This window comes from Pseudomonas oryzihabitans (genome assembly GCF_001518815.1).
GTDB classification, from domain to species: domain Bacteria; phylum Pseudomonadota; class Gammaproteobacteria; order Pseudomonadales; family Pseudomonadaceae; genus Chryseomonas; species Chryseomonas oryzihabitans_E.
This window is the reverse complement of record NZ_CP013987.1, coordinates 4,262,176-4,287,315: the sequence shown is the minus strand read 5'-3', so window position 1 is coordinate 4,287,315 and position 25,140 is coordinate 4,262,176. Positions and strand designations below refer to the sequence as shown.

Genomic DNA, 25,140 nt, shown 5'->3' with positions numbered 1-25,140 from the left:
CCGCTATCGCTTCGGGTGGTGGCGGCTGCGTCCCGTGTCGAAGCCGGATTCGGATCCGCCGCCATGCCCCAGACGCTGACCCCGGTGCAGACCCGGGCATTGTTCTTCTCTGCGTTGCTGCTGTTCGTCCTGCCCTTCATCCTGGTCGACTTTCCCTATGTCGATGACAACTGGCGTATCCAGTTGCAGAACGGGCCTGAATGGCGCCAGCAGGGGCGGGTGCTCACCGAGGTCTTCTATCGGCTGCTGACCTTCAATGGCAGCACCCTCAATCTGTTTCCCCTGCCGCTGCTGATCGCCTGCGCCGCGGCGGCCTGGGCGCTGACCGATCTCGCACGGCACTGCTTTGGCGCGCCGCGACCGACCCAGTGTCTGGCTCTCCTGCCGCTGTGGTTCTCGCCGTTCTGGCTGGGCAATCTGACCTACCAGTACGATGGCCCGACCATGGCCCTGAGTCTGGTGGCGGTGATCTACGCGGTGATCTTTCGCAGTCGCCATACGGCGCTGGCCCTGCTGGTGCCGGCGGCGCTGCTGGCGGCGGCCATCGCCTTCTACCAGGTGGCACTCAATGTCTTCATCGGCCTCTGCTGCCTGGAGCTGATCCGCGTCGTGCAGCGTCGTGAAGCGCCTGAGCAGGCTCTGCGCCTGGTCGTGCGCCAGGGCCTGCAGCTGCTGCTGGGCTGTGGGCTCTACTACCTCACCGCCTACCAGCTGATGGCGACCACCCGGCATGCCGGCGTGGGTGGCCAGGTGCTGCCCGAGCTCTGGCACCGGCTGGGCGAGGTGCTGCACAGCGTTGGCCTGCTGATCACCCCGGGCAACCTCTGGCTGTGGTGGCTGTTCGGTGGCCTGGCCATGATCGGCTACGGCCTGGGCGCCCTGGCCTATGCCCGGGCCTACGGACGGCAGGCGTTGCTGCCCCTGCTGCTGTATGGCGCGACCCTGCCGGTGCTGGCCTTCTGCGTGGCCGGCATCACCCTGCTGTTCAGCGACTTCATCCTCGAAGCCCGGACCCTGATGGGTCTGGCGGTAATCCTGACCCTGGCGCTGTTGCTGGCCCACGAACTGCTGGGGCGCCTTCATCCTCGGCTGACCTGGCTGCTGGTGCTGCCGGTGCTGTGGATGCTGTCGCTGGCCTATGCCTATGGGCAGGTGCTCTCGGCGCAGAAGAGCTTCGAGCGCGGTTTCGTCCAGGAGCTGCACCATGACCTCAGCAGTCGTCCGGAGCTGCGGCCGCTCAAGCGCATGCTCTGGACCGGCGGTCCGCTGGAGGTGGCCTGGCTGCCGCTGGCGCAGAAGACCTTCGAGCAATTGCCGGCCTTGCCCTTCATCCTCGGCCTGTCGCCAGGCAATTTCATGATCGCCGAGCGGCTGCTGGACCTGGGCGTGATCGACGATGCCGACAGCGACAGCTGCAGCCAGCGTGTGGCCGTGCCCGGCGCCGCCACGCCACTGGTGGACAATCGCTTCTATGACATCTGGGCGGTGGGCGAGGACGGCTGCATCATCATGAAGCCGCAGCGGCCCTGGGTGCCGTTCGAGTAGGGGTAGGTTGGGCTGAGACGGCTCCATCGTCGAAGCCCAACGAGCGGTGCCTGATGCAGGTGTTGGGCTTCGCTTCGCTCAGCCCAACCTACGGGGACGAAGGCGATCAGCCCCGGCGCAGCTTGTAGCAGAGGAACAGGAAGGCCAGCCAGACCGGGATGGCATAGACCGACACGGCGATGCCGGGGATACGCAGCATCAGCACCAGGATCATGCCGACGAAGGCCAGGCACAGCCAGTTGACCACCGGTGACCAGAAGGCCGGGAAGTGCGATTGGCGGCCGGCCTGGCGCTGGGCGGCGCGGAATTTCAGGTGGGTCAGGCTGATCAGCGCCCAGGCGATCACCAGCGAGGCCACCACCAGCGACATCAGCAGCTCCAGGGCATTCTGCGGCAGCAGGTAGTTGACCACCACGCAGAGCAGGGTCACCGCCGAGGACACGGCGATGCCCAGCAGGGGCACGCCCTGGCGATTGGTGCGCAGCAGGGCGCGCGGGGCATCGCCCTGTTCGGCCAGGCCGTAGAGCATGCGACTGGTGCAGTAGACGCCACTGTTGTAGACCGACAGGGCCGCGGTCAGCACCACGAAGTTGAGCAGGTGCGCGGCGGTGTCGCTGCCGAGCAGGGCGAAGGTCTGCACGAAGGGACTGCCGGCATAGTCGTCACCGCCGGCGCCGATGCTGTGCACCAGCTCGTCCCATGGGTGCAGCGACAGCAGGATGGTCAGGGCGCCGACGTAGAAGATCAGGATGCGCCAGACCACCTGGTTGATGGCCTTGGGAATCACGGTGCGCGGCTGGTCGGCTTCGGCGGCGGTGATGCCCACCAGCTCCAGGCCGCCAAAGGAAAACATGATGATCGCCAGCACCGCGAACAGGCCGCTCCAGCCGTTGGGCAGGAAGCCGCCATGGTTCCAGAGATTGCTCACCGAGGCCTCGGGACCGCCGCTGCCGCTAACCAGCAGCCAGAGCCCGAAGGCCATCATGCCGAGGATGGCCACCACCTTGATCAGCGCGAACCAGAACTCGGTCTCGCCGAAGGCCTTCACGTTGAACAGGTTGATCATGTTGACCAGCACGAAGAACACCAGGGCGCTGGCCCAGGTCGGCACCTCGGGCCACCAGTACTGCACGTACTTGCCCACCGCGGTGAGTTCGGACATGCCCACCAGTACATAGAGCACCCAGTAGTTCCAGCCGGAGAGAAAGCCCGGGAAGCGGCCCCAGTAGCGACTGGCGAAGTGGCTGAAGGAGCCGGCCACGGGCTCCTCGACGATCATCTCGCCGAGCTGGCGCATGATCAGGAAGGCGATGAAGCCGGCGATGGCGTAGCCGAGGATCATCGCCGGTCCGGCCGACTTGAGTACCCCGGCCGAGCCGAGGAACAGGCCGGTGCCGATGGCCCCGCCGAGGGCGATCAGCTGGATATGACGATTCTTCAGGCCGCGCTGCAACTGGCCGGCGGCGGGTTGGGGCTGGGACATGGACGGGGGTGTCTCGGTGGCAGAGAGGGAGCGGGTGGCTATGGTAGCACTCCTGTCGCCAGGGGCCTGGTCCTGGTGCCCAGGGGACCCTCACCCCGGCCCTCTCCCAGGGGGAGAGGGGGAAGAGCGTGCTTCGGTAGGGGGGCTGTTGCGGAGTGTCCTTCGTCCTCGCTATCGAGGGAGATAGCGCGTGGACAAGGCTGCGCCGTTGTCCACCCTACGGCGGAAGTGTATTGCCCCACACCCTGGCCCTCTCCCAGGGGGAGAGGGGGAAGAGCGTGCTTCGGTGGGAGGATTGTTGCGGAGTGTCCTTCGTCCTCGCTATCACGGGAGGTAGCGCCTGGACAAGGCTGCGCTGTTGTCCACCCTACGGCGGAAGGGCATTGCCGGTGAGCGTCCCTCACCTCGGGCCTCTCCCAATGAGTGAGGGAGAAAGCAGGTACACCGGGGGCTTTTGCTCCCTCTCCCGCGAGGAGAGGGTTGGAGTGAGGGCAGGGCCAGGGCAGCCGCTTGATAGCCAAAGGCAATCGATGTCCGGGGGCTGAACTGGTCATTTTTTGTGCTATTCTTCGCGCCCTCCCAAAAACACCCCTTTCCCGGAAGCTGCCATGCAAGCCGCCACGCCGCTGTTCGACTATCCGAAATACTGGGCCGAGTGCTTTGGTCCGGCGCCTTTCCTGCCCATGAGTCGGGCGGAGATGGACCAACTCGGCTGGGACAGCTGCGACATCATCATCGTCACCGGGGACGCCTACGTCGATCATCCGTCCTTTGGCATGGCCATCATCGGCCGGCTGCTGGAGGCCCAGGGCTTCCGCGTGGGCATCATCGCCCAGCCGGACTGGCAGTCGAAGGACGACTTCATGAAGCTCGGCGAGCCGAATCTGTTCTTCGGGGTGGCCGCGGGCAACATGGATTCGATGATCAACCGCTACACCGCCGACAAGAAGATCCGCTCCGACGACGCCTATACCCCGGGCAATGTCGCCGGCAAGCGTCCGGATCGCGCCAGCCTGGTCTACAGCCAGCGCTGCAAGGAGGCCTACAGCCACGTGCCGATCGTGCTTGGCGGCATCGAGGCCTCGCTGCGCCGGATCGCCCACTATGACTACTGGCAGGACAAGGTGCGCCGCTCGATCCTGATGGACGCCACCGCCGACATCCTGCTCTATGGCAACGCCGAGCGGGCGGTGGTCGAGATCGCCCAGCGGCTGTCGCGTGGCGAGCGCGTCGAGTCCATCACCGATGTGCGGGGCACCGCCTTCGTCCGCCGCGATACCCCAGCCGGCTGGTTCGAGGTCGACTCGACCCGCATCGACCGTCCCGGCCGCGTCGACAAGATCATCAATCCCTACGTGAACACGCAGGACACCGAGGCCTGCGCCATCGAGCAGGCCAAGGGCGAGGTCGAGGATCCCAACGAAGCCAAGGTGGTGCAGCTGCTGGAAAGCCCGCGCATGACCCGCGACAAGACGGTGATCCGCCTGCCGTCCTTCGAGAAGGTGCGCAACGACCCGGTGCTCTATGCCCACGCCAACCGCGTGCTGCACCTGGAAACCAACCCGGGCAACGCTCGTGCGCTGGTGCAGCGGCATGGCGACGTGGACGTCTGGTTCACGCCGCCGCCCATCCCCATGACCACCGAGGAAATGGACTATGTGTTCGGCATGCCCTATGCGCGCGTGCCGCACCCGGCCTATGGCAAGGAAAAGATCCCGGCCTACGAGATGATCCGCTTCTCGGTGAACATCATGCGCGGCTGCTTTGGTGGCTGCACCTTCTGCTCCATCACCGAGCACGAAGGGCGGATCATCCAGAATCGTTCCCACGACTCGATCATCCGCGAGATCGAGGAGATGCGTGACAAGGTGCCGGGCTTTACCGGGGTGGTCTCGGACCTTGGCGGGCCGACCGCCAACATGTACCGCATCGCCTGCAAGGACCCGGAGATCGAGCGCCACTGCCGCAAGCCGTCGTGCGTGTTCCCCGGTATCTGCGAGAACCTCAATACCGATCACTCCTCGCTGATCGAGCTGTACCGCAAGGCGCGGGCGCTACCGGGGGTGAAGAAGATCCTGATCGCCTCGGGGCTGAGATACGACCTGGCCGTGGAGTCGCCCGAATACGTCAAGGAACTGGTCACCCACCATGTCGGCGGCTACCTGAAGATCGCGCCCGAGCACACCGAGCGCGGTCCGCTGGACAAGATGATGAAGCCCGGCATCGGCAGCTATGACCGCTTCAAGCAGATGTTCGAGAAGTACACCAAGGAGGCGGGCAAGGAGCAGTACCTGATCCCCTACTTCATCGCGGCGCACCCGGGCACCACCGACGAGGACATGATGAACCTCGCGCTGTGGCTCAAGCGCAACGGCTTCCGCGCGGATCAGGTGCAGGCCTTCTACCCCTCGCCGATGGCCACCGCCACGGCCATGTACCACTCGGGCAAGAATCCGCTGCGCAAGGTCACCTACAAGAGCGACGGCGTGACCATCGTCAAGAGCGACCAGCAGCGCCGCCTGCACAAGGCCTTCCTGCGCTACCACGATCCCAGGGGCTGGCCGATGCTGCGCGAGGCGCTCAAGGAGATGGGGCGCGCCGACCTGATCGGGCCGGGCAAGCACCAGTTGATCCCGGCCACCCAGCCGGTGGGCGACGCCGGCTACCAGAGCGCGCGGCGCAAGAATTCCACCCCGGTGGGTAGCAAGAAGGCCGGCACTGGCGGTGGGCGCATCCTTACCCAGCACACCGGCCTGCCGCCCCGCGCCAGCGATGGCAGCAAGGCCTGGGACAAGGGCCAGGAAGGCCAGGCCGCCGGCTACGCCAAGGGCGGTCCGCGCAAGAAATCGCGGCGCCAGCCGAACATGCCGCGCTGAGGCTATCGCGGCCATGGCGGTCCGCCGAAGCGGCCGCTCCTACGGAGTGTGATGCTTCTGTAGGAGCGGCCCATGGCCGCGATCAAAGCCGCTATAAATGTTTAACTTGTCGTTTTCATCTCTCAAGGACGAGCGATGTCATCACGTCATGCGGCGTTACGCAGGGGCCGGGTTTCTTTTCCTGGCCAGCTGTATCTCCTGACCACAACTACCAGCCAGCGCCAGGCGCTGTTCGCCGATTTTCCCGTGGCATGCACGGTGGCCCGGACCTTTAACGATCCTTGTTTGCTTGATGACGCCAGGCTGCTTGCGTGGGTGTTGATGCCGGATCACGTCCATTGGCTGGTTTCGTTGGGTGAGCGTTTCAGCCTGGACGAGTTGGTCCTGCGCCTAAAGTCGGCCAGTGCACGTCGGGTCAATGCGATCCGCAATACCAAAGGGGCTGTGTGGGCGCCGGCCTATCATGACCACGCTCTAAGAGCCGAAGAAGATGTCCAGGCGGTGGCCCGGTACATCGTTGCCAATCCGGTGCGGGCGGGGCTAGTGAAGCGGGCGGGTGATTATCCGTTTTGGGATGCGGTGTGGTTGTAGATCGTGCCAGGAAAGCTGATCGCGGCCATGGGCTGCTCCTACGGGGCATATCGGAGCCTGTAGGAGCGGCCGCATCGGCGGACCGCCATGGCCGCGATATCAGCCGCGCAATTCGGCGAAATGGGCCTGCATGCGGTCGGCGTCGGCGGTGCGGCCGCTGAAGAGTTCGAAGGCCTTGACCGCCTGGAACACGGCCATGGTGCCGCCGTCGAGGGTGCGGCAGCCCAGGGCGCGGGCCTGGCGCAGCAGTTCGGTTTCCAGCGGGAAGTAGATGATCTCGGCGACCCAGAGGCCAGGGTGCAGCAGCTCCGCTGGCAGTGGGAGGCCGGGCAGCTTGGCCATGCCCACCGGCGAGGTGTTGACCAGGCCATCGGCGGCGGCCACGGTGGCGGCCTGGTCGGTGCCGACCGCGGCGCGCCCGGGGCCGAAGTGGCGGGTCAGGTTGTCCACCAGGGCCTGGGCGCGCTCGACCTCGACGTCGAAGATGAACAGCTGGTCCACGCCTTCGGCGAGCAGGGCATGGGCCACGGCGCTGCCAGCGCCACCGGCGCCCAGTTGCACCACCAGGCGCTTGGCCACGTCCGGCAGGCCGCGGCGAAAGCCTTCGGCGAAGCCCAGGCAATCGGTGTTGTGGCCCACGGTGCGGCCGTCGGCCAGCACCACGGTGTTTACCGCGCCGATGCCGCGCGCCTCGGGCGAGAGGTCGTCGAGCAGCGGGATGATCGCCTGCTTGCAGGGGAAGGTGATGTTGAGACCGGTGAAGCCGGTGCGCTGGGCCGCTTGCAGCAGCTCGGGCAGGGCGTCGGCGCCGAGGCCGAGCGCATCCAGGTCGATCAGGCGGTAGAGGTATCTCAGGCCCTGGGCGTCGCCTTCGCGTTCGTGCATGGCGGGCGTCAGCGAGGCCTGGATGCCGGCGCCGATGAGGCCGGCGAGGACGGAGGTGGGTGCGGTCATGGACTTAGTTTCCCTGGTGGGCGATGAGGGCGCTGATGGCGGCACGATAGCCCTGGCTGCCGAGGCCGCAGATGACGCCGACGGCGATGCCCGAGACATAGGAATGGTGGCGGAAGGCTTCGCGGCGATGGACGTTGGACAGGTGCACCTCGTAGACCGGCAGTTCGCTGGCCACCAGGGCATCGCGCAGGGCCACCGAGGTGTGGGTCCAGGCCGCGGGATTGATCACCACCCCGGCGTAGGCGCCGCGGGCCGCGTGGATCCAGTCGAGCAATTCGCCTTCGTGGTTGGTCTGGCGAAAGTCCACCTCGTAGCCGCCCTCGGCGGCGGTGGTCGCGCACAGCTCGGCGACGTCGGCCAGGGTCTCGTGGCCGTAGGTGGCGGGTTCCCGGGTGCCGAGCAGATTGAGGTTGGGGTCGTTGAGGACCAGGATGCGGCGGGACATGGCGTTCTCTCTGTTGTCATCTGGCCGAACGGACCAGCGTCCGGCGTTGCAGAGAAAATGTACCAGTTGGTTAATTTCGTCAATCCGCCGCCGGGGTGTTGCGCCGGAAGCGTTCGATTATCGGCCCTGGCCCGCTAGATCGCCACCAGTCCGCGCACCCCCTCCGCCTCCATGTCGACCCCGCGACCGCGCTGGACGATCTCGCCACGGGACATCACCAGGTAGCCGTCGGCCAGTTCGCTGGCGAAGTCATAGAACTGCTCCACCAGCAGGATGGCCATGTCGCCGCGCTTGGCCAGGTGGGCGATGACGGTGCCGATCTCCTTGATCACCGAGGGCTGGATGCCTTCGGTGGGTTCGTCGAGGATCAGCAGTCGCGGGCGACTGGCCAGGGCGCGGCCGATCGCCAGTTGCTGTTGCTGGCCGCCGGAGAGGTCGCCACCGCGGCGCTGGCGCATCTGCCGGAGCACGGGGAAAAGTTCATAGATGGACTCCGGCACCTCGCGGGCGTCCCGGGCGGGAAAGCGCGACAGGCCCATGAGCAGATTTTCCTCGACGGTGAGGCGCGGGAAGATCTCGCGGCCCTGGGGCACGTAGGCGATGCCGGATTGCACCCGTTGGTGCGGCTTGCGGGCGGTGATGTCCTGGCCTTCCCAGGTGACGCTGCCGCGTTTGGCCGGGATCAGGCCCATGAGGCAGCGCAGCAAGGTAGTCTTGCCGACGCCGTTGCGGCCGAGCAGGCTGGTGACCTCGCCGATGGGGGCGTCGAAGGACAGGCCACGCAGGATGTGGCTGCCGCCGTAGTACTGATGGAGTTCGTTGACCTGGAGCATGGGGGCCTCGGCCGGTTGTCTGGTCTCTGACAGGCCGAGTGGCCTGCCGACGTAGGTTGGGTTGAGCGAAGCGAAGCCCAACGCCCCCGGTCCGTGTCGGTGTTGGGCTTCGACGGTGGAGCCGTCTCAACCCAACCTACGGACAGGGGCGCGACCGCGCGCTAGCGCCCCAGATACACCTCGATCACCTGGTCGTTGGCCTGGACCTGGTCCAGCGAGCCTTCGGCGAGGACGTGGCCCTGGTGCAGCACGGTGACGTGGTCGGCGATGCTGCCGACGAAGCCCATGTCGTGCTCCACTACCATCAGCGAGTGCCGGGGCACCAGCGACTTGAACAGCTCGGCGGTGAATTCGGTCTCGGCGTCGGTCATGCCGGCCACGGGTTCGTCGAGCAGCAGCAGTTGCGGCTCCTGCACCAGCAGCATACCGATCTCGAGGAATTGCTTCTGGCCGTGGGAGAGCAGTCCGGCGGTGCGGCCGCGGGAGTCCTGCAGGCGGATGGTGGTGAGCACCTCCTCCAGGCGATCACGCTGGGTGCCGGAGAGCCGCGCCCTGAGGCTGGCCCAGACCGACTTGTCGGTCCGTTGCGCCAGCTCCAGGTTCTCCCAGACGGTCAGGGCCTCGAACACCGTGGGCTTCTGGAACTTGCGGCCGATGCCGGCCTGGGCGATCTCCACCGGTTGCAGGCGGGTGAGGTCCAGGGTTTCGCCGAACCAGGCGCTGCCGCGGTCGGGGCGGGTCTTGCCGGTGATGACGTCCATCATGGTGGTCTTGCCGGCGCCGTTGGGGCCGATGATGCAGCGCAATTCGCCGACGCCGATGTAAAGATTGAGGTCGCGCAGGGCCTTGAAGCCGTCGAAGCTGACCTCGATGCCTTCCAGGCTGAGGATGGTGCCGTGGCGGGTATCCAGGCCCTTGCCGGCGCGATGGCCGAGGCCGCTGGCTTCGGCGCCGATGCCGGGATCGAGCACTTCCGCGGCGGTGGGGGGAATGGGGGCGGCTTTCATGCGTCGCGCTCCTTCTTGATGAGGCCGATCACGCCACGCGGCAGATAGAGGGTGACGACGATGAACAGGGCGCCGAGAAAGAACAGCCAGTATTCGGGAAAGGCCACGGTGAACCAGCTCTTGGCACCGTTGACGATGCCGGCGCCGAGTACCGGGCCGATCAGGCTGCCGCGGCCGCCGAGGGCGACCCAGATGGCCGCTTCGATGGAGTTGGTCGGGGCCATCTCGCTGGGGTTGATGATGCCCACCTGGGGCACATAGAGCGCCCCGGCCAGGCCACAGAGCACCGCCGAGAGCACCCAGACGAACAGCTTGAAGCCGCGCGGATCGTAGCCACAGAAGGTCACCCGGTTCTCGGCGTCGCGGATCGCCGTGAGGATGCGGCCGAACTTGCTCTGCGCCAGGCGCCAGCCCAGCCAGAGGCTGGCGGTCAGCAGGGCCACGGTGAGCAGGAAGAGCACTGCCCGGGTACCCTGGGCGGCCACCGGAAAGCCCAGCAGGGTGGTGAAGCCGGTGAAGCCGTTGTTGCCGCCGAAGCCGGTCTCGTTGCGAAAGAACAGCAGCATGCCGGCAAAGGTCAGCGCCTGGGTCATGATCGAGAAGTAGACGCCCTTGATCTTCGAGCGGAAGGCGAAGAAGCCGAACGCCAGCGCCAGCAGACCGGGGGCCAGCACCGCCAGGCACAGCGCCCAGAGGAAATGGTCGGTACCGGCCCAGAACCAGGGGTAGCTGGTCCAGGAGAGAAAGCTCATGAACGGCGGCAGACCGTCGCCGGCGGCCTGGCGCATCAGGTACATGCCCATGGCGTAGCCGCCCAGTGCAAAGAACAGCCCGTGGCCGAGGGAGAGCATCCCGGCATAGCCCCAGACCAGGTCCAGCGCCAGGGCGACGATGGCGTAGCAGAGGATCTTGCCCACCAGGGTCAGGGTGTAGGCCGAGACCTGGAAGGCATTGTCGGCTGGCAGCAGGGACAGCAGCGGCAGGGCGATCAGTACGGCCAGGGCCAGGCCGAGCACGGCAAGGCTCAGGCGCGGGCCGGCCTTCTGCACGGCGGTAAGCGCGAGTGGCTGGTTCAATCGATGACCCTCCCCTTGAGGGCGAACAGGCCCTGAGGCCTTTTCTGGATGAACAGGATGATCAGGCCGAGGATGAGGATCTTGCCCAGCACGGCGCCGATCTGGGGTTCGAGGATCTTGTTGACGATCCCCAGGCCGAAGGCCGCCAGCACGCTGCCGGCCAGTTGGCCGACGCCGCCGAGCACCACCACCAGGAAGGAGTCGATGATGTAGCTCTGGCCGAGGTCCGGGCCGACGTTGCCGATCTGCGACAGGGCCACGCCACCGAGACCGGCGATGCCGGAGCCGAGGCCGAAGGCGAGCATGTCGATGCGGCCGGTGGGGACGCCGCAGCAGGCGGCCATGTTGCGATTCTGGGTCACGGCGCGCACGTTCAGCCCCAGGCGGGTCTTGTTCAGCAGGGTCCAGGTCAGGATCAGCACGAAGACCACGAAGCCGAGGATGATCACCCGGTTCCACGGCAGGAGCAGGTTGGGCAGCACCTGGATGCCGCCGGACAGCCAGGCCGGGTTGGCCACCTCGACGTTCTGGGCACCGAACAGCACCCGCACCGCCTGGATCAGCATCAGGCTGATGCCCCAGGTGGCCAGCAGGGTTTCCAGCGGGCGGCCATAGAGGTGGCGGATCACGGTGCGTTCCAGCGCCATGCCGATGGCGGCGGTGACGGCGAAGGCGACCGGCAGCGCCAGCAGCGGATACCAGGCCAGCCATTCGGGGGCTAGGCGCTGCAGGGTCAGCTGCACCACATAGGTGCTGTAAGCGCCCAGCATCAGCATCTCGCCATGGGCCATGTTGATGACGCCGAGCAGGCCATAGGTGATGGCCAGGCCCAAGGCGGCCAGCAGCAGGATGGAGCCCAGCGACAGGCCGGTGAAGGCCTGGCCGAGCAGGTCGCCCAGCAGCAGCTTGCGCTCGACCTGGGCAAGACCGGTGGCGGCGGCCTTGCGGACGTCTTCGTTGGCTTCCACGGCCGGATCGAGCAGGGCCTGCAGGCGGGTCCTGGCCTGGGGTTCGCCGGACTCGCCCAGCAGGCGTACCGCGGCCAGGCGCACGGCGGGATCGGGATCGGTCAGCTGCAGAGTGGCCAGGGCGGCGGCGAGGGCAGTCTTCACCTCCTTGTCGGCCTCGGTCTGCAGGCGTTTTTCCAGGAAGAAGCGCTGTTCGGGCTTGGCCTCCTGGCGCAGGGCCTGGGCGGCGGTCAGGCGCACGCTGGCATCCGCGGACAGCAGCTGCCCGCTGGCTTGGGCGGCGTCTATGAGAATGCGCAGGCGGTTGTTCAGGCGTACCGGCTTGGGCGTGCCGGTGGGGGCGGTGGCGTCACCTTCGGCGGCGCTGTAGCTATCGCCGTTCTTGTAGAACGGGCGCCGGTCTTCGTCGACATAGAAGCGGCCGTCCTGCAGCGCCTGGAGAACCGGGAGCTGGGCGGTGTCGGGTTCGGCGGCCCATGCCTGCAGGAGCTTGGCCTGGGCGCTGGCGCTGGCGGCGGCCAGCTCGGCGGCGGGGCCGGCCTGGACGGTGCCGGCGAGCAGCAACAGCAGGGGCAGAAGAAAAAGGCGTAGGGACATGCTCGGCCTCGTCTGTGGGTAAAGGCTCCTGCGCGTTGTCTCCCGGGGGGAGGACGGGCGTGGCCTCGTTTCTGGTGCCGGGCACCTGGCGGTCTGGCCGGGTGCGCTGGCGAGCCCTCACCCCGGCCCTCTCCCAGAGGGAGAGGGGGAGGAGCGGTGGTGCGGGTGTTTCCTGTGGGCTGCGGAACGCCTTTTGCCCTCACCCCAATCCTCTCCCCGAGAGAGAGGGGGGAAGAGCTATTGGCCTCGGAACGGCTTTTGCCTTCACCCCAAACCCTCTCCCAAGGGGAGAGGGGGTAGGAGCGGGGTGCCACCTTTCAGGCTTCGCTCCCCCCTCCCTCGGGGAGAGGGGCCGGGGGTGAGGGTTGGCCGTTACTTGCCGCTCTTCACCGGTTCGTCGGACTTCTTGTCGTTGCCGGGAATGTAGGGGCTCCAGGGCTGGGCGCGGACCGGGCCTTCGGTCTGCCAGACGACGTTGAACTGACCGTCGTCCTGGACCTCGCCGATCATCACCGGCTTGTGCAGGTGGTGGTTCTTCTCGTCCATCTTCACGGTGTAGCCGTCCGGCGCGGCGAAGGTCTGGCCGGCCATGGCCTTGCGGACCTTGTCGACGTCGGTGCTGCCGGCCTTTTCCACCGCCTGGGCCCACATGTGGATGCCGATGTAGGTGGCTTCCATGGGGTCGTTGGTCACGGCGGTCTGGTAGTTGGGCAGGTTCTTAGCCTTGGCGTAGGCCTTCCAGGCGTCGACGAATTTCTTGTTCACCGGGTTATCCAGCGACTCGAAGTAGTTCCAGGCGGCCAGCTGGCCCACCAGTGGCTTGGTGTCGATGCCGCGCAGTTCTTCCTCTCCCACCGAGAAGGCCACCACCGGCACGTTGGTGGCCTTCAGGCCCTGGTTACCCAGTTCCTTGTAGAAGGGCACGTTGGAGTCGCCGTTGATGGTGGAGACCACCGCGGTCTTGCCGCCCGCGGCGAACTTCTTGATGTTGGCGACGATGGTCTGGTAATCGCTGTGGCTGAAGGGGGTGTAGACCTCCTCGATGTCCTTGTCCTGCACGCCCTTGCTGTGCAGGAAGGACCTGAGGATCTTGTTGGTGGTGCGTGGGTAGACGTAGTCGGTGCCCAGCAGGAAGAAGCGCTTGGCCGCGCCGCCTTCTTCGCTCATCAGGTATTCCACCGCCGGGATGGCCTGCTGGTTCGGCGCCGCGCCGGTGTAGAAGACGTTGGGCGACATCTCTTCGCCTTCGTACTGCACCGGGTAGAACAGCAGGCCGTTGAGTTCCTCGTAGACCGGCAGCACCGACTTGCGCGAGACCGAGGTCCAGCAGCCGAAGGTGACCGCGACCTTGTCCTGGGTCACCAGCTGGCGCGCCTTCTCGGCGAACAGTGGCCAGTTGGAGGCCGGATCCACCACCACGGGCTCCAGCTTCTTGCCCAGCACGCCGCCCTTGGCGTTGATCTCGTCGATGGCCATCAGCGCCATGTCCTTGAGCGAGGTCTCGGAGATGGCCATGGTGCCGGACAGCGAATGCAGGATGCCGACCTTGATGGTGTCCGCGGCGTGGGCGGCGCTCCATGGGAACAGGCCGCTCATGAGCAGGGCGGAGGCGGCAAGGGTGGTCTTCAGTAGAGGGCGGCGCTTCATGCGAAAGGCTCCTAAGCGAACGTGCGCTGTTGTTGGGCTGGGCTGCTGGCCCGCCAGGGCGCTTTTCAGGAACTGTGCCAGGCCTCGGCAAGGCGCATGGCGACTGGCCTCTTGTTTGCAATCCAGGCGTTTGTGGCCAGTTGCCCTGCACCAGCCTGGGGCTGGGCGGTGCCCTCTGACGGCGCCCTTGCACGATGCTGGTGCCCTCTTTTGCCGTTGCCTTTTGCGCAACATGAAAGTCCGAATGCCGTATTGGTGGTGATGCCTGGCGCCTCCCATACTCGATCGTCAAGGGCCGGCCACAGGGGCGGTCACACCCATTCGAAGAAGAGGAACAAGGCATGGGCAGGCAGGTCGGGGTCATCGGACTCGGCAACATGGGCGGCAACATGGCGATCACCCTGGCGCGCAAGGGCGTGGCCGTCACCGGCCTGGATCCCTCCAGCGCCGCCTGCGAGCGGGTCGCTGCCCAGGGCGTGGCCATCGCCGGTGATCTGGCGGCCCTGGCCGCCAGCAGCGACGTCATCGTGCTGTCGCTGCCCAAGGCCGAGCACGTCGAGGCCGTGTGCCTGGGCGAGGCGGGCCTGGTCAGCCGCGTGCGGCCGGGCACCGTGGTGGTCGACACCACCACCTCCACCCCGGAGACCAGCCGCCGGGTAGCGGCGGCCTTCGCCGAGGTCGGTGCCGATTTCCTCGATGCCCCGGTCTCCGGCGGCCCCGCCGGTGCCGCGGCCGGCACCATGACCATGGTCATCGGAGGCAGCGAGGCGGCCCTGGCCAAGGCATTGCCGGCGCTGGAAGCCATGAGCGCGACCCGGGTGCACATCGGCGCCGTGGGCGCCGGCAACATCGCCAAGATCGCCAACAACCTGCTGGCCGCGGCGCACCTGATCACCACCGCCGAGGCGGTGACCATGGCCGCTCGCGCCGGGGTCGCCCCGGAAAAGCTGCTCGAAGGCATCAATGCCGGCTCCGGGCGCAGCGCGGCCAGCCAGGGCATGTTCCCTACCTGGGTGCTGAACAAGGCCTATGACTCCGGCTTCACCATGGGCCTGATGCGCAAGGACGTGGGCCTGGCCCAGCAGCTCATCGCCGAGCTCGGCCTCGACCTGCCGCTGGCCGCGGCCACGGCCCAGGCCTGGAAGGCCAGCGCCGAGACCCTGGCCGATGGCGAGGATTTCTGCGCCATCGCGCGACGCACCAGCGAAGACCTGTTCGGTAAGGGGGAATGATCATGATGAACGCCAAGACACTGGAATTGCTCAAGCCTTTCTGGGGCGACCGCCAGCAGGTCGCCAGCTTCGTGGACGGCGAATTCGTCGACGGCAGCGGCGAGCGGATCACCGTGCGCAACGCCCATGACGACAGCCCGGCCTACAGCTACCCTGATGCCGACCTGGCCGTGGTCGAGCGCGCCGATGCCGCCGCCCGCCGGGCACGCGAGGAGTGGCGCGCCCTGACCGCCCAGGCGCGCGGTCGCATCATCTACAAGGTTGGCGCCTTGATCCGCGAGGAGGCCGAGGTCCTGGCGCAGCTGGAATCGCTGACCGCCAACAAACCGATCCGTGATGCCCGCGTCGAGGTGCTCAAGGTCGCCGAGATGTTCGAGTACTACGCTGGTTGGGCCGACAAGCTGCACGGCGAGGTCATCCCGGTGCCCACTAGCCACCTCAACTACGTGACCTACGAACCCCTGGGCACGGTGCTGCAGATCACCCCCTGGAACGCACCCATCTTTACCGGTGGCTGGCAGATCGCCCCGGCCATCACCGCCGGCAATGCGGTGATCCTCAAGCCGTCCGAACTGACTCCGGTGACCTCGCTGCTGCTGGGCGTGCTGGTGGAACGCGCCGGTGCGCCCAAGGGCCTGGTCAACGTGCTCGCCGGCCAGGGCCATACCGTCGGCCAGCAGGTGATCGCCCACGCCGACATCCGCAAGGTGGTCTTTGTCGGCTCGCCGGCCACCGGCCGGCACATCGCCGCCGCCGCGGCCCAGCGCTGCATACCGGTGGTGCTGGAGCTGGGCGGCAAGTCGGCCAACATCGTCTTCGAAGACGCCGACCTGGACCTGGCCGTGCGCGGCGCCCAGGCGGCGATCTTTTCTGGGGCCGGCCAGAGTTGCGTCTCCGGTTCGCGGCTGCTGGTGCAGGAGTCCATCTACGAGCGCTTCATCCAGGCGGTGGCCCGCGCCGCCAGCCAGTTCAAGGTGGGGGACCCGAGCGATCCCGAGACCCAGATCGGCCCGATCCACAACGCCAAGCAGTTCGCCCATGTGCGCAACATGGTGGAAGGCGCCCTCGGCGAGGGCGCACGGCTGGTGGCCAATGGCATCGAACCGCTGCCCGCCGGGACGGGCTACTACGTCAATCCCACGGTACTGGCTGGCCACAATGGCCTGAGTTGCGCCCAGGAAGAGATCTTCGGGCCAGTGGTGGTGGCTATCCCGTTCAAGGACGAGGCCGATGCCATTCGCATCGCCAACGACAGCCGCTTCGGCCTGGCCGGGGCGGTCTGGACCCGCGATGTCGGTCGTGCCCACCGGGTGGCGCGCGGTGTGCGCGCCGGTACCTTCTGGGTCAACGGCTACAAGACCATCCACGTCAGCTCGCCTTTCGGCGGCTACGGCGAGAGCGGCTACGGTCGCTCCTCGGGACTCGACGCCCTGCGCGAATACAGCGAAGTGAAGAGCGTCTGGGTGGAAACCGCCGCGGTGCCCGCCGCCGGCTTTGGCTACGGCGCCAGCCTGGAGTAACAGATGACCATCCATCAAGCCTTGTTGGACGACGCCCGCAGCTGGCGTCGCGATTTCCACGCCCATCCGGAACTGGGTTTCGCCGAGCACCGCACCGCGGCGCGGGTGGCCGAGTTGCTGGAGGGCTTCGGCCTGGAGGTCCATCGCGGCCTCGGCGGCACCGGCGTGGTCGGAGTACTGCGTCACGGCGAGGGCCCGAGTCTGGGCCTGCGCGCCGACATGGACGCCCTGCCGATGCAGGAGGTGGGGGACGTCCCCCACAGGTCCACCGCCGCCGGGCGCATGCACGCCTGCGGGCATGACGGCCACACCGCCATCCTGCTGGCCACGGCGCGCCATCTGAGTGAGCACAGCGACTTCCGCGGCACCCTCTTTTTCGTCTTTCAGCCCGCCGAGGAAAATCTCGGCGGCGCGCAAAAGATGATCGAAGACGGTCTGTTCGAGCGCTTCCCCATGGACGCTATCTACGGCCTGCACAACTGGCCGGGATTGCCGGCCGGCCAGGTGGTGGTCAATCCGGGCGCCATGATGGCCTCGCTGGACACCTTCGCCATCACCCTCACCGGCAAGGGCTGCCACGCGGCCATGCCCGAGCGCGGGCGTGATCCCATCGTCGCCGCGGCGGACCTGATCCTGCAGCTGCAGACCATCGTCGCCCGGCGGATCTCGCCGCTGGCTGCCGCGGTGGTCAGTGTGACCATGATGGAGGCGGGGGAGGCCATCAACGTCATCCCCGAGGTGGCGCGGCTCAGGGGCACGGTGCGCTGCCTGGATGGCGCGGTACGTGCCGAGGTGGAGCGGCTGATCGGGGAGATCGTCGCCCAGGCGCCGCTGGCCCAGGGCGTGCGCGGCGAGCTGGAGTTCACCCGCGGCTATCCGGTGACCGAGAACCATCCCCAGCAGGCGGCGCGGGTGCGTCAGGCGGCGGTAACAGCCTTTGGCGCCGAGCGGGTCAGTGACGGCGTACCACCGTCCATGGCCTCCGAGGATTTCGCCTTCATGCTGGCGGCGCGTCCGGGAGCCTATCTCTGGCTGGGTGTCGATGGTGAGCGACCCTCGGCACCGCTGCACAATCCGGCCTACGACTTCAACGACGCCATCATCGAACCGGCCGTGCGGCTGTGGGCGGAGCTGGTGCGCCAGGAACTGCCCGCCTGATTAGTCTTCAGCGTTTGGTCAAAGCCTAAAGCCTTGCGAGCTAGAGCCAAACAAGGCCTGGGCGGCCCCGCGAAGAGGCCTGAGGAAGCGGATCGGACTCGCGGGCGAGTTTACAAGTGGTAAATGAGCATTCCGAAGGCATCTTCAACGCAGTTTGGCCGACGCGCAGCTGGCTTTGAGCCGACGCTCAGCGAAAGGCGGTCATCCGCTGCACCATGGCCGTGCGCAACTCGTCCGCGGCGCGGCTGAGCTTGCGGCCCAGGCGGGTCACCAGCTCGACGTGGGCGCGGGCGAAGCCCGGATCGGCCAGGGGCAGGGCGCGCAAGGCGCCGCTGTCCAGCTCCTGGGTGGCGGCGAACAGCGGCAGCAGGGTCACGCCGCCCTGCTGGGCATAGTGCTTGAGCAGGGCGAAGGTGTTGCAGGTCAGGGTCGGCGCCAGGCGCTGGCCGGCGGCCTGCTCCACGGCGTCGAGCATCTGGCGGATGCCGTAGGAGATGTCCGGCACGGCCAGGCGATGCTCGCCCAGCGCTGCCAGGGTCACAGGGCCCTGGGTCGCGGCCAGCGGATGCTCGGGCGCCACCATTGCATAGAGCGGCTGCTCGCGGCTGCCATGTACGCGCAGGTGCGGATCGCGCGGCGGATTGAACACCAGCCCCAGTTGCGCCTCGTCTTCCATCACCTGGCGGATCACCTCGTTGGTACCCACCACATTGACCCTGACCTCGATCTCCGGATGCCGCGCGGAAAAGTCGCCCAGGCTGCGCGACAGGTCGCCGATGAAGCCTTCGCCGATGGCCAGCACCACGCGGCCGGTGCGCAGTCCCTGGAGATCGGAGATGGCATCTTTCAGGCCGTCGAGCTGGGTCTGGCGCTGGCGGAAATAGTCCAGCACCAGGCGCCCGGCCTCGGTCGGGGTGATGCCGCGACGGTGTCTTTCGATGAGGTCGACGCCCAGCTCCGCCTCGACCTGGGCGATCTGCCGGCTGACCGCGGACGGGGCGATATCCAGGGCGTCAGCCGCAGCGCGCACGCTGCCCAGGCGCACCGCCTCGACGAAATAATGCAAGCGCTGTTCGTGAATTCCACGCATCCGTGTGTTCTCTTAAAGGCAACGGAAAAGGCCATTTCCAGTATTGGAGAGAGAACAGGCCGCTGTCCATACTCGGGCCAAGACCACGGCCGCCCCGGCCTGGCCAAGGCCCGCGACGCAGAGCCCTGAAGCGGTAAGAAGTCCCATGCGAGACACTGTCCGCGCCGGGCTTCTTCCCTCTGGCGCGCCAGGCGTACGCCTTCGACCAGACCTCCAGAACGACCGGGTTCTGCTCCCTTGCGGAGCCCTTTTCTGCCCAGCGGGCCTCGCTGCTCGCGACTGCCAACCATACCAACAACCGAGCCCGCGAGCGGGCCGCAGGGGGAAGAATGAGCGCCAATCCGACTCTGGCCGTGGGCCAGGACCGAGCCGTCAGCAATACCGTCAGACTCTACATCTGGGCAGCGCTAGTGCTGCTGATCGCCGAGCTGATCGGCTCCCTCACCATACCGCTGGGGCCGGGCAAGGTGGTGTTGCTGCCGATGATCTGGGCGCTCTTGCTGGGTGCGGCGGTGGGGCAGGTCGGCAAGCGCATGCCGCTGGGTCTGGGTATCGACCGCGGCGCCCAGGTGCGCTCGGCGGCCATTCTGCAATACGCCTTGCTGGTGTTCATTGCCAAGCTCGGCCTGGTGGTGGGTGGCTCGCTGCCCACGGTGATCGCCGCCGGCTGGGCACTGGCCTTCCAGGAGCTGGGGCATTTCGTCGGCACCATCCTGCTCGGTCTGCCGGTGGCCCTGCTGCTGGGCATCAAGCGCGAGGCCATCGGTGCCACCTTCTCGGTGGGGCGCGAACCGAGCCTGGCAATCATCAGCGAACGCTATGGCATGGACTCCCCGGAAGGCCGCGGCGTACTCGCCGAGTACCTGACCGGCACCCTGTTCGGCGCGGTGTTCATGGCCATCGTGGCCGGTTTCATCGCCAGCCTGAACATCTTCCACCCCTATTCCCTGGCCATGGGCGCCGGCCTGGGGTCGGGCAGTATCATGGCCGCCGCGGCTGGTGCCATCGCCGCCCAGCAGACCGCCGAGGTGGCCAAGGAGGTCATGGCGCTGGCCGCCGCCGCCAACCTCATCACCCTGACCCTGGGCACCTATTTCACCCTGTTCATCTCCCTGCCGCTGGCGGTCTGGGGCTACCGGGTGATGGAGCCGCGCATCGGCCGTACCACCAAGGCTTCCTTCCAGCAGAGTTCGGTGGATGCCGCCGTGGTGGACGAGCCCGTGGAGCTGGGCTGGTCGGCACGCTTCAGCGCCTGGCTGGCCTCGGGTGCCCTGGCGCTGCTGGCGACCCTGGTGATGAGCAAGACCCTGCCACCGGCTGCTTTCCTGGGCGTCGCGGTGATGATCCTGGCGGCCTTCGTCGGCGAACTGCTCTGCCAGCTGTTTCGCCGCAAGGTGCCGGCGGTGTGCTGGGTATCGCTGGTGGCCATGTTCCTGACCTCGCCCTGGTGCCCGCTGGCGCCGCAGATCACCGCCGCCCACAACGCGGTCGGCATCATGGCGCTGATCACCCCCATGCTGGCCTTCGCCGGCCTGTCCATCGCCAAGGACATCCCGGCCTTCCGGCGCCTCGGCTGGCGCATCGTGGTGGTTTCGCTGATCGCCAGCTTCGGCACCTTCATCGGCGCGGCCTTCATCGCCGAAGTGTTTCACTGATCCTCTCCGCGCGCACCGGGCCCCTGGTGCGCCGCTTCCCGCTGCCGTATCGCTCCGCCGCTTGATCTCTCCGCTTCCCGCATTTCGTGTCGCAGCTCCCAGCCTTGAGTCCTGGCGGCCCGGGGTCGTCCGTGGGCGATCACCGGCGCTTGAGCTGTGCCCCGAGTTGCAGTATCTATGATGGAAAATTAACAAAAACCGTTAATTTAATAACATCAAGAAAACGGAGGCGCGCTCGGCATGGGCAAAATCGCGGTCATCGGCAGCAACATGGTCGACCTCATCACCTACATCGAGCGGCTACCCGTGCAGGGTGAGACGCTGGAAGCGCCGGACTTCGCCCTCGGTTGTGGCGGCAAGGGCGCCAACCAAGCGGTCGCCGCGGCCAAGCTGGGCAGCGAGGTGCTGATGGTGACCAAGGTCGGCGACGATCTCTTCGCCGACAACACCCTGGCCAACTTCCGCCGCTTCGGTATCGACACCCGTCACGTGACCCGCGCGCCGGGTCGCTCCAGCGGGGTGGCGCCGATCTTCGTCCAGCCCGACTCGCACAACAGCATCCTCATCGTGAAGGGCGCCAACGCCGCCCTCGGCCCAGCCGACATCCAGGCCGCGGAAGCCGATCTGCGCGACTGCGCGCTGATCGTGCTGCAACTGGAGATCGCCCTGGAGACCGTCTATGCCGCCATCGACTGCGGCCAGCGCCTGGGTATCCCCGTGCTGCTCAATCCGGCCCCCGCGGTGGCCGACCTGAGCGCCGCGCACCTCGCCCGGCTGGATTACTTCGTCCCCAACGAGACCGAACTGGCCCTGGTCAGCGGCTTGCCGGTACGGGATCGCGAGAGCGCCTTCGCTGCCGCGCGGGTGCTGGCCGGTCGCGGCATCCGCCATGTGGTGGTCACCCTCGGTGCCCAGGGCGCGCTGTACGTGGGCGAGGAGGGCGAGTTCAGCCTCCCCGGCCAGCAGGTGGCGGCCATCGACACCACCGGCGCCGGTGATGCCTTCATCGGCTGCTTCGCCCATGGCCGCGTCCAGGGTCTCGGCCTGCGGGACGCCATGCAGCGAGCCGTGGCCTATTCGGCACTGTCGGTCACCGGGCGCGGCACCCAGACCTCCTATCCCGAGGCTGCGGTCTTCGAAGACTACCTCGCGTCCCTGGATCTCTGACGCAAGGTCGGCGATCCCTCACCCTGGCACCCCTACGGAGAACAACAATGAGCCAGTCACCCCTGCGGCCCAGCGCCGACGGCTACTACCTGAACCGCACGCCGTGGTTCGCCTTCATCCTGCTGTGCTGCATCTTCGCCCTCTGGGCCGCCGCGGCGAGCATGAACGACGTGCTCATCGCCCACTTCAAGAAGGCCTTCCTGCTCAGTGATTTCCAGACCGCCTTCGTCCAGTCGGCCTTCTACCTCGGCTATTTTTTCCTGGCCCTGCCGGCCGCGCTGATGGTGCGGCGCTTCAGCTACAAGACGACCATCCTCTTCGGCCTGTTCCTCTACATGGTCGGCTGCCTGCTGTTCTTTCCGGCCGCCTCCATGGCCAAGTACGGCATGTTCCTGCTGGCGCTGTTCGTGATCGCCGCGGGGCTTTCCTTCCTGGAGACCGCCTGCAACACCTACTCGACCCTGCTCGGGCCGCGCGAGACCGGCACCCGCCGGTTGAACATCTCCCAGACCTTTCACCCCTTCGGCGCCATGACCGGTGTCTACGTGGGCAGCTTCGTGATGTTCAAGGACGGCGACGCCAGCCAGGCGCAGCTGCTGCAGATGAATCCCGCCGAGGCCGCCGCCCAGCAGCTGCAGATGATCCAGGCCACCCTGACGCCCTACCAGTGGATGATCGGCGTGCTGGTGCTGATCTTCGTGCTGATCGCCTGTACCCGCTATCCGTCCTGCAAGGGCAACGATGCCGTGCGCAGCGAGCGCGACGGTATCGCCGCCAGCCTCGGGCGGCTGCGGCGCAATCCACGCTTCGTCTTTGGCGTGCTGGCGCAGTTCCTCTATGTCGGCGCGCAGGTCGGCGTCTGGAGCTTCACCATCCGCCTGGCCATGCAGCTCGGTGGCATGAACGAGCGCAGCGCCTCCTGGTTCCTGCTCACCACCTTCGCCGCCTATTTCGTCGGCAAGCTGATCGCCAACCTGCTGATGCGCCGCTGGCATCCGGCCAAGGTGCTGGGCGTCTACGGCGTGCTGTGCATCGCCCTGCTGGCCTACACCATCCTGGTGCCCAACATCACCGCGGTGTACGCCGCCGTGGGCGTGAGCATCTTCCTTGGCCCCTGCTGGCCGACCATCTATGGCCTGACCGTCGACGGTATCGGTCGCGACACCGAATTCGGCGGTTCGCTGCTGGTAATGAGCATCGTCGGCGGCGGGGTGATCCCGATCTTCCAGGGCCTGCTGTCGGACTACACCGGCGGCAACATGCAGCTGGCCTATTCGGTGCCCCTGCTGTGCTTCACGGTGATCGTCGCCTACGCCCTCTACTGCCTGCGTCATCCGGCCAGCGAGCGGCTGCCGGTGGGCGCCGCCCAGACCGCCTGAGGAGGGCGCCGCCATGTCCGTACGCCTGCCCCTACAGCCTGAGCAATTCACCGCGTGCGAGCGCACCCTGCTCGCCAGCGACGCCTTCCAGGTGCGCGCCTGGACCTATCCTTCCGGGGTCCGCGCCCTGGCCCTGGAGAATCGCCGCGGCCGGCTGGTCGTGCTGCCCTATCAGGGGCAGATGATCTGGGATGCCACCTTCGACGGCTGCCGCCTGACCATGCCTGGGCTGTTCGACCAGCCGCGGCCGACCCGGCGGATCATCGAGACCTATGGCTGCTTCATGTTCCACGCCGGGGTGCTGCGCAACGGCTGCCCGGCGCCGGAGGACAGCCACGAGCTGCACGGCGAACTGCCCTGCGCGCCGCTGGACGAGGCCTGGCTGGAGCTGGGCCGGGACGCGGCGGGTGACTTCCTGCGCCTGGGCGGTCGCCATGACTACGCCATGGGCTTTGGCGATCGCTATCGCGCCCAACCCAGCGTGACCCTGAGGCCGGAAACCGCCGTGTTCGAACTGGGCCTGGAGGTGGAAAACCAGGCCGGCCAGCCCATGGACCTCATGTACATGGCGCACATGAACTACGCCTACGTACCCGGCGGCCGCTTCCATGAGCCGCTGGGCGTGGCCCGCACCCGGGTGCGCACCAGCGTGCCGGCCCATGTGCGGCCGACCGCCGACTGGCAGGCTTTCATCGCCGAGCTGGCCGAAGATTCGGAACGGCTGCGGGTGCTGGATGCGCCTGAGCGCTACCAGCCGGAAATCGTCAGCTTCATCGATGCGCCGGGCACCGACGCGGCAGGGGAGGCGCACTTCCTGCTGGAGCATCCGGGCGGCGCGGCCTTCTACACGGCCTATCGCCCAGAGAGCTTGCCCCATGCCACGCGCTGGGTGCTGCACAACCCCGACCAGCAGGTGGCGGCCTTCGTGCTGCCGGCGACCTGCGAGCCGGAGGGCTATCTGGCCGAGACCGCCAAGGGCCAGGTGCAGCAGCTGCAGCCGGGTGAACGGCGCACCTTCAGCGTGCGCACCGGCTATCTCGCCGCCGCCGAGAGCGAGGCGCTGCTGACGCGCCTGGCCGACCCAACGCGGATCAGGTGAGCAGTTGCGCGCCGTTCGCCTCGATCCGTTCGCGATAGCTGCGCGGGATGCGCCCGTCGCTGACCACCCCGTCGAAGTCGCTGAGCGCCGCGAAATGCGCGGCGCGCACCACGTCGAACTTGGTATGGTCGACCAGCAGCAGCCGCTGCTGGGCCTGGCGCAGGACCTTCTGCTTGACCTCGACCTCGTTGAAGTTGAAGCAGGTGACGCCGAAGTCCGCGCTCACCCCGGCCGCCGAAACGAAGGCATGGGTGAGGCGGACGCCATCGAGCACTCCGGTCTCCAGGCGACTCTCGAAGATCTGATTCTTGCGCTGGAAGGTCCCGCCGCACACCACCAGGGTGCAGTTGACCTTCTGCTGCAGCTTGAGCAGCACATTGAGCGAGTGGCAGACGGCGGTGAATTCCAGGTCATCGGGAATGAAGTCCACCACGAAGGGCGTGGTGGTCCCGCAATCGAGGAAGATGGTGTCGCCGGCGCGGATCTGGGCCGCGGCCAGCCGACCGATGCGGCGCTTTTCCTCGACCTGGCGCAGGTCCTGTTCCACCACCTGGTAGCCGGGCGCCTCGCTGCCGCCGACATCGCGGGTGACATGACCGCCGAGCAGGCGCAGGCCGTCCGGCGGGAGCCGCAGGTCGCGGCGCAGGGTCATTTCCGAGACACCCAGCAACTGGGCCATCTCGCGCAGGTGAATGGCGTGCTGGTCCTGCAACGCCTGGTGCATCAGCTTGAGCCGAGCGGCTTTCTTGCTATCCATGAGAGGTGCTACGGGAGTCCGACAAGACGTACAGGCCACACGAACAAAGAATTCTGATCCG

General features: G+C 67.1%; 20 protein-coding genes. 10 read left to right on the top strand and 10 right to left on the bottom strand.

The window, feature by feature from the left end; translation table 11 throughout:
• Window positions 1-63: 63 nt before the first annotated feature.
• Window positions 64-1,545 carry a glucosyltransferase domain-containing protein gene (locus APT59_RS19490; protein ID WP_059316381.1) on the top strand — a complete coding sequence of 494 codons (1,482 nt, stop codon included), beginning with the start codon at window positions 64-66 and terminating at the stop codon, window positions 1,543-1,545.
• A gap of 106 nt (window positions 1,546-1,651) precedes the next feature.
• Here the strand turns inward: APT59_RS19490 and APT59_RS19485 are convergent, their stop codons facing one another.
• Window positions 1,652-3,028, bottom strand: coding sequence for an amino acid permease (locus APT59_RS19485; RefSeq protein WP_059316380.1), 1,377 nt, complete (start codon window positions 3,026-3,028; stop codon window positions 1,652-1,654).
• 608 nt (window positions 3,029-3,636) lie between these two features.
• Here APT59_RS19485 and APT59_RS19480 point away from each other — a divergent pair.
• Both APT59_RS19480 and APT59_RS19475 read left to right on the top strand, forming a co-directional pair.
• On the top strand, window positions 3,637-5,904 hold the full coding sequence (locus APT59_RS19480; protein ID WP_059316379.1) for a YgiQ family radical SAM protein: 2,268 nt from the start codon (window positions 3,637-3,639) through the stop codon (window positions 5,902-5,904).
• A 135-nt stretch (window positions 5,905-6,039) separates the two neighbouring features.
• Complete coding sequence (locus APT59_RS19475; RefSeq protein WP_059316378.1) at window positions 6,040-6,495, top strand: REP-associated tyrosine transposase; 456 nt, start codon at window positions 6,040-6,042, stop codon at window positions 6,493-6,495.
• 99 nt (window positions 6,496-6,594) lie between these two features.
• On the opposite strand, the gene APT59_RS19470 is transcribed toward APT59_RS19475, so the two are convergent.
• From APT59_RS19470 to urtA, 7 genes are all read right to left on the bottom strand, one after another.
• Window positions 6,595-7,449 carry a shikimate dehydrogenase gene (locus APT59_RS19470; protein ID WP_059316377.1) on the bottom strand — a complete coding sequence of 285 codons (855 nt, stop codon included), beginning with the start codon at window positions 7,447-7,449 and terminating at the stop codon, window positions 6,595-6,597.
• A gap of 4 nt (window positions 7,450-7,453) precedes the next feature.
• Window positions 7,454-7,894 (bottom strand): type II 3-dehydroquinate dehydratase, encoded by a 441-nt coding sequence (gene aroQ / locus APT59_RS19465; RefSeq protein ID WP_059316376.1) that lies wholly within the window; start codon window positions 7,892-7,894, stop codon window positions 7,454-7,456.
• Window positions 7,895-8,028: 134 nt separating this feature from the next.
• Complete coding sequence (gene urtE, locus APT59_RS19460) at window positions 8,029-8,727, bottom strand: urea ABC transporter ATP-binding subunit UrtE (RefSeq protein ID WP_059316375.1); 699 nt, start codon at window positions 8,725-8,727, stop codon at window positions 8,029-8,031.
• Window positions 8,728-8,888: 161 nt separating this feature from the next.
• Complete coding sequence (gene urtD / locus APT59_RS19455; RefSeq protein ID WP_059316374.1) at window positions 8,889-9,734, bottom strand: urea ABC transporter ATP-binding protein UrtD; 846 nt, start codon at window positions 9,732-9,734, stop codon at window positions 8,889-8,891.
• Complete coding sequence (gene urtC / locus APT59_RS19450; RefSeq protein ID WP_059316373.1) at window positions 9,731-10,810, bottom strand: urea ABC transporter permease subunit UrtC; 1,080 nt, start codon at window positions 10,808-10,810, stop codon at window positions 9,731-9,733. The genes urtD and urtC overlap by 4 nt, the downstream gene beginning before the upstream one ends.
• Window positions 10,807-12,375 (bottom strand): urea ABC transporter permease subunit UrtB, encoded by a 1,569-nt coding sequence (gene urtB / locus APT59_RS19445; protein WP_059316372.1) that lies wholly within the window; start codon window positions 12,373-12,375, stop codon window positions 10,807-10,809. Before urtB ends, urtC begins: the two co-directional genes overlap by 4 nt.
• A gap of 372 nt (window positions 12,376-12,747) precedes the next feature.
• Window positions 12,748-14,022: an urea ABC transporter substrate-binding protein gene (gene urtA, locus APT59_RS19440; RefSeq protein ID WP_059316371.1), complete on the bottom strand. Its 1,275-nt coding sequence runs from the start codon at window positions 14,020-14,022 to the stop codon at window positions 12,748-12,750.
• Window positions 14,023-14,363: 341 nt separating this feature from the next.
• Between urtA and APT59_RS19435 the strand changes: the two genes are divergently transcribed.
• The 3 genes from APT59_RS19435 to APT59_RS19425 are packed head-to-tail and all read left to right on the top strand — an operon-like array spanning window position 14,364 to window position 17,932.
• Window positions 14,364-15,254 (top strand): NAD(P)-dependent oxidoreductase, encoded by an 891-nt coding sequence (locus tag APT59_RS19435; RefSeq protein WP_059316370.1) that lies wholly within the window; start codon window positions 14,364-14,366, stop codon window positions 15,252-15,254.
• 2 nt (window positions 15,255-15,256) lie between these two features.
• On the top strand, window positions 15,257-16,774 hold the full coding sequence (locus APT59_RS19430) for an aldehyde dehydrogenase family protein (RefSeq protein WP_156428976.1): 1,518 nt from the start codon (window positions 15,257-15,259) through the stop codon (window positions 16,772-16,774).
• A gap of 3 nt (window positions 16,775-16,777) precedes the next feature.
• Window positions 16,778-17,932, top strand: a complete 1,155-nt coding sequence (locus APT59_RS19425; RefSeq protein WP_059316368.1) for a M20 aminoacylase family protein — start codon at window positions 16,778-16,780, stop codon at window positions 17,930-17,932.
• Window positions 17,933-18,119: 187 nt separating this feature from the next.
• Here the strand turns inward: APT59_RS19425 and APT59_RS19420 are convergent, their stop codons facing one another.
• Window positions 18,120-19,022: a LysR family transcriptional regulator gene (locus tag APT59_RS19420; protein ID WP_059316367.1), complete on the bottom strand. Its 903-nt coding sequence runs from the start codon at window positions 19,020-19,022 to the stop codon at window positions 18,120-18,122.
• Between the two features lie 329 nt (window positions 19,023-19,351).
• Here APT59_RS19420 and APT59_RS19415 point away from each other — a divergent pair, with 329 nt between their 5' ends.
• The 4 genes from APT59_RS19415 (at window position 19,352) to APT59_RS19400 (ending at window position 24,322) form a co-directional block, all read left to right on the top strand.
• Window positions 19,352-20,677, top strand: coding sequence for a DUF3100 domain-containing protein (locus APT59_RS19415; protein ID WP_059316366.1), 1,326 nt, complete (start codon window positions 19,352-19,354; stop codon window positions 20,675-20,677).
• A 240-nt stretch (window positions 20,678-20,917) separates the two neighbouring features.
• Window positions 20,918-21,844, top strand: a complete 927-nt coding sequence (gene rbsK / locus APT59_RS19410) for a ribokinase (RefSeq protein WP_059316365.1) — start codon at window positions 20,918-20,920, stop codon at window positions 21,842-21,844.
• A 47-nt stretch (window positions 21,845-21,891) separates the two neighbouring features.
• Window positions 21,892-23,223 carry an L-fucose:H+ symporter permease gene (fucP, locus tag APT59_RS19405; RefSeq protein WP_059316364.1) on the top strand — a complete coding sequence of 444 codons (1,332 nt, stop codon included), beginning with the start codon at window positions 21,892-21,894 and terminating at the stop codon, window positions 23,221-23,223.
• 13 nt (window positions 23,224-23,236) lie between these two features.
• Complete coding sequence (locus APT59_RS19400) at window positions 23,237-24,322, top strand: aldose 1-epimerase family protein (protein ID WP_059316363.1); 1,086 nt, start codon at window positions 23,237-23,239, stop codon at window positions 24,320-24,322.
• On the opposite strand, the gene deoR is transcribed toward APT59_RS19400, so the two are convergent.
• Entirely contained in the window at window positions 24,315-25,079 is a 765-nt protein-coding gene (deoR, locus tag APT59_RS19395) for a DNA-binding transcriptional repressor DeoR (RefSeq protein ID WP_059316362.1), read from the bottom strand. The genes APT59_RS19400 and deoR overlap by 8 nt on opposite strands.
• Between the last annotated feature and the right edge of the window lie 61 nt (window positions 25,080-25,140).

What these genes read in the sequence shown, in the direction of transcription:
- APT59_RS19490 (WP_059316381.1), top strand. Translation starts at nt 64, where the DNA reads ATGCCCCAGACGCTGACCCCGGTGCAGACCCGGGCATTGTTCTTCTCT.
- APT59_RS19485 (WP_059316380.1), bottom strand. Translation starts at nt 3,028, where the DNA reads ATGTCCCAGCCCCAACCCGCCGCCGGCCAGTTGCAGCGCGGCCTGAAG.
- APT59_RS19480 (WP_059316379.1), top strand. Translation starts at nt 3,637, where the DNA reads ATGCAAGCCGCCACGCCGCTGTTCGACTATCCGAAATACTGGGCCGAG.
- APT59_RS19475 (WP_059316378.1), top strand. Translation starts at nt 6,040, where the DNA reads ATGTCATCACGTCATGCGGCGTTACGCAGGGGCCGGGTTTCTTTTCCT.
- APT59_RS19470 (WP_059316377.1), bottom strand. Translation starts at nt 7,449, where the DNA reads ATGACCGCACCCACCTCCGTCCTCGCCGGCCTCATCGGCGCCGGCATC.
- aroQ (WP_059316376.1), bottom strand. Translation starts at nt 7,894, where the DNA reads ATGTCCCGCCGCATCCTGGTCCTCAACGACCCCAACCTCAATCTGCTC.
- urtE (WP_059316375.1), bottom strand. Translation starts at nt 8,727, where the DNA reads ATGCTCCAGGTCAACGAACTCCATCAGTACTACGGCGGCAGCCACATC.
- urtD (WP_059316374.1), bottom strand. Translation starts at nt 9,734, where the DNA reads ATGAAAGCCGCCCCCATTCCCCCCACCGCCGCGGAAGTGCTCGATCCC.
- urtB (WP_059316372.1), bottom strand. Translation starts at nt 12,375, where the DNA reads ATGTCCCTACGCCTTTTTCTTCTGCCCCTGCTGTTGCTGCTCGCCGGC.
- urtA (WP_059316371.1), bottom strand. Translation starts at nt 14,022, where the DNA reads ATGAAGCGCCGCCCTCTACTGAAGACCACCCTTGCCGCCTCCGCCCTG.
- APT59_RS19435 (WP_059316370.1), top strand. Translation starts at nt 14,364, where the DNA reads ATGGGCAGGCAGGTCGGGGTCATCGGACTCGGCAACATGGGCGGCAAC.
- APT59_RS19430 (WP_156428976.1), top strand. Translation starts at nt 15,257, where the DNA reads ATGATGAACGCCAAGACACTGGAATTGCTCAAGCCTTTCTGGGGCGAC.
- APT59_RS19425 (WP_059316368.1), top strand. Translation starts at nt 16,778, where the DNA reads ATGACCATCCATCAAGCCTTGTTGGACGACGCCCGCAGCTGGCGTCGC.
- APT59_RS19420 (WP_059316367.1), bottom strand. Translation starts at nt 19,022, where the DNA reads ATGCGTGGAATTCACGAACAGCGCTTGCATTATTTCGTCGAGGCGGTG.
- APT59_RS19415 (WP_059316366.1), top strand. Translation starts at nt 19,352, where the DNA reads ATGAGCGCCAATCCGACTCTGGCCGTGGGCCAGGACCGAGCCGTCAGC.
- rbsK (WP_059316365.1), top strand. Translation starts at nt 20,918, where the DNA reads ATGGGCAAAATCGCGGTCATCGGCAGCAACATGGTCGACCTCATCACC.
- fucP (WP_059316364.1), top strand. Translation starts at nt 21,892, where the DNA reads ATGAGCCAGTCACCCCTGCGGCCCAGCGCCGACGGCTACTACCTGAAC.
- APT59_RS19400 (WP_059316363.1), top strand. Translation starts at nt 23,237, where the DNA reads ATGTCCGTACGCCTGCCCCTACAGCCTGAGCAATTCACCGCGTGCGAG.
- deoR (WP_059316362.1), bottom strand. Translation starts at nt 25,079, where the DNA reads ATGGATAGCAAGAAAGCCGCTCGGCTCAAGCTGATGCACCAGGCGTTG.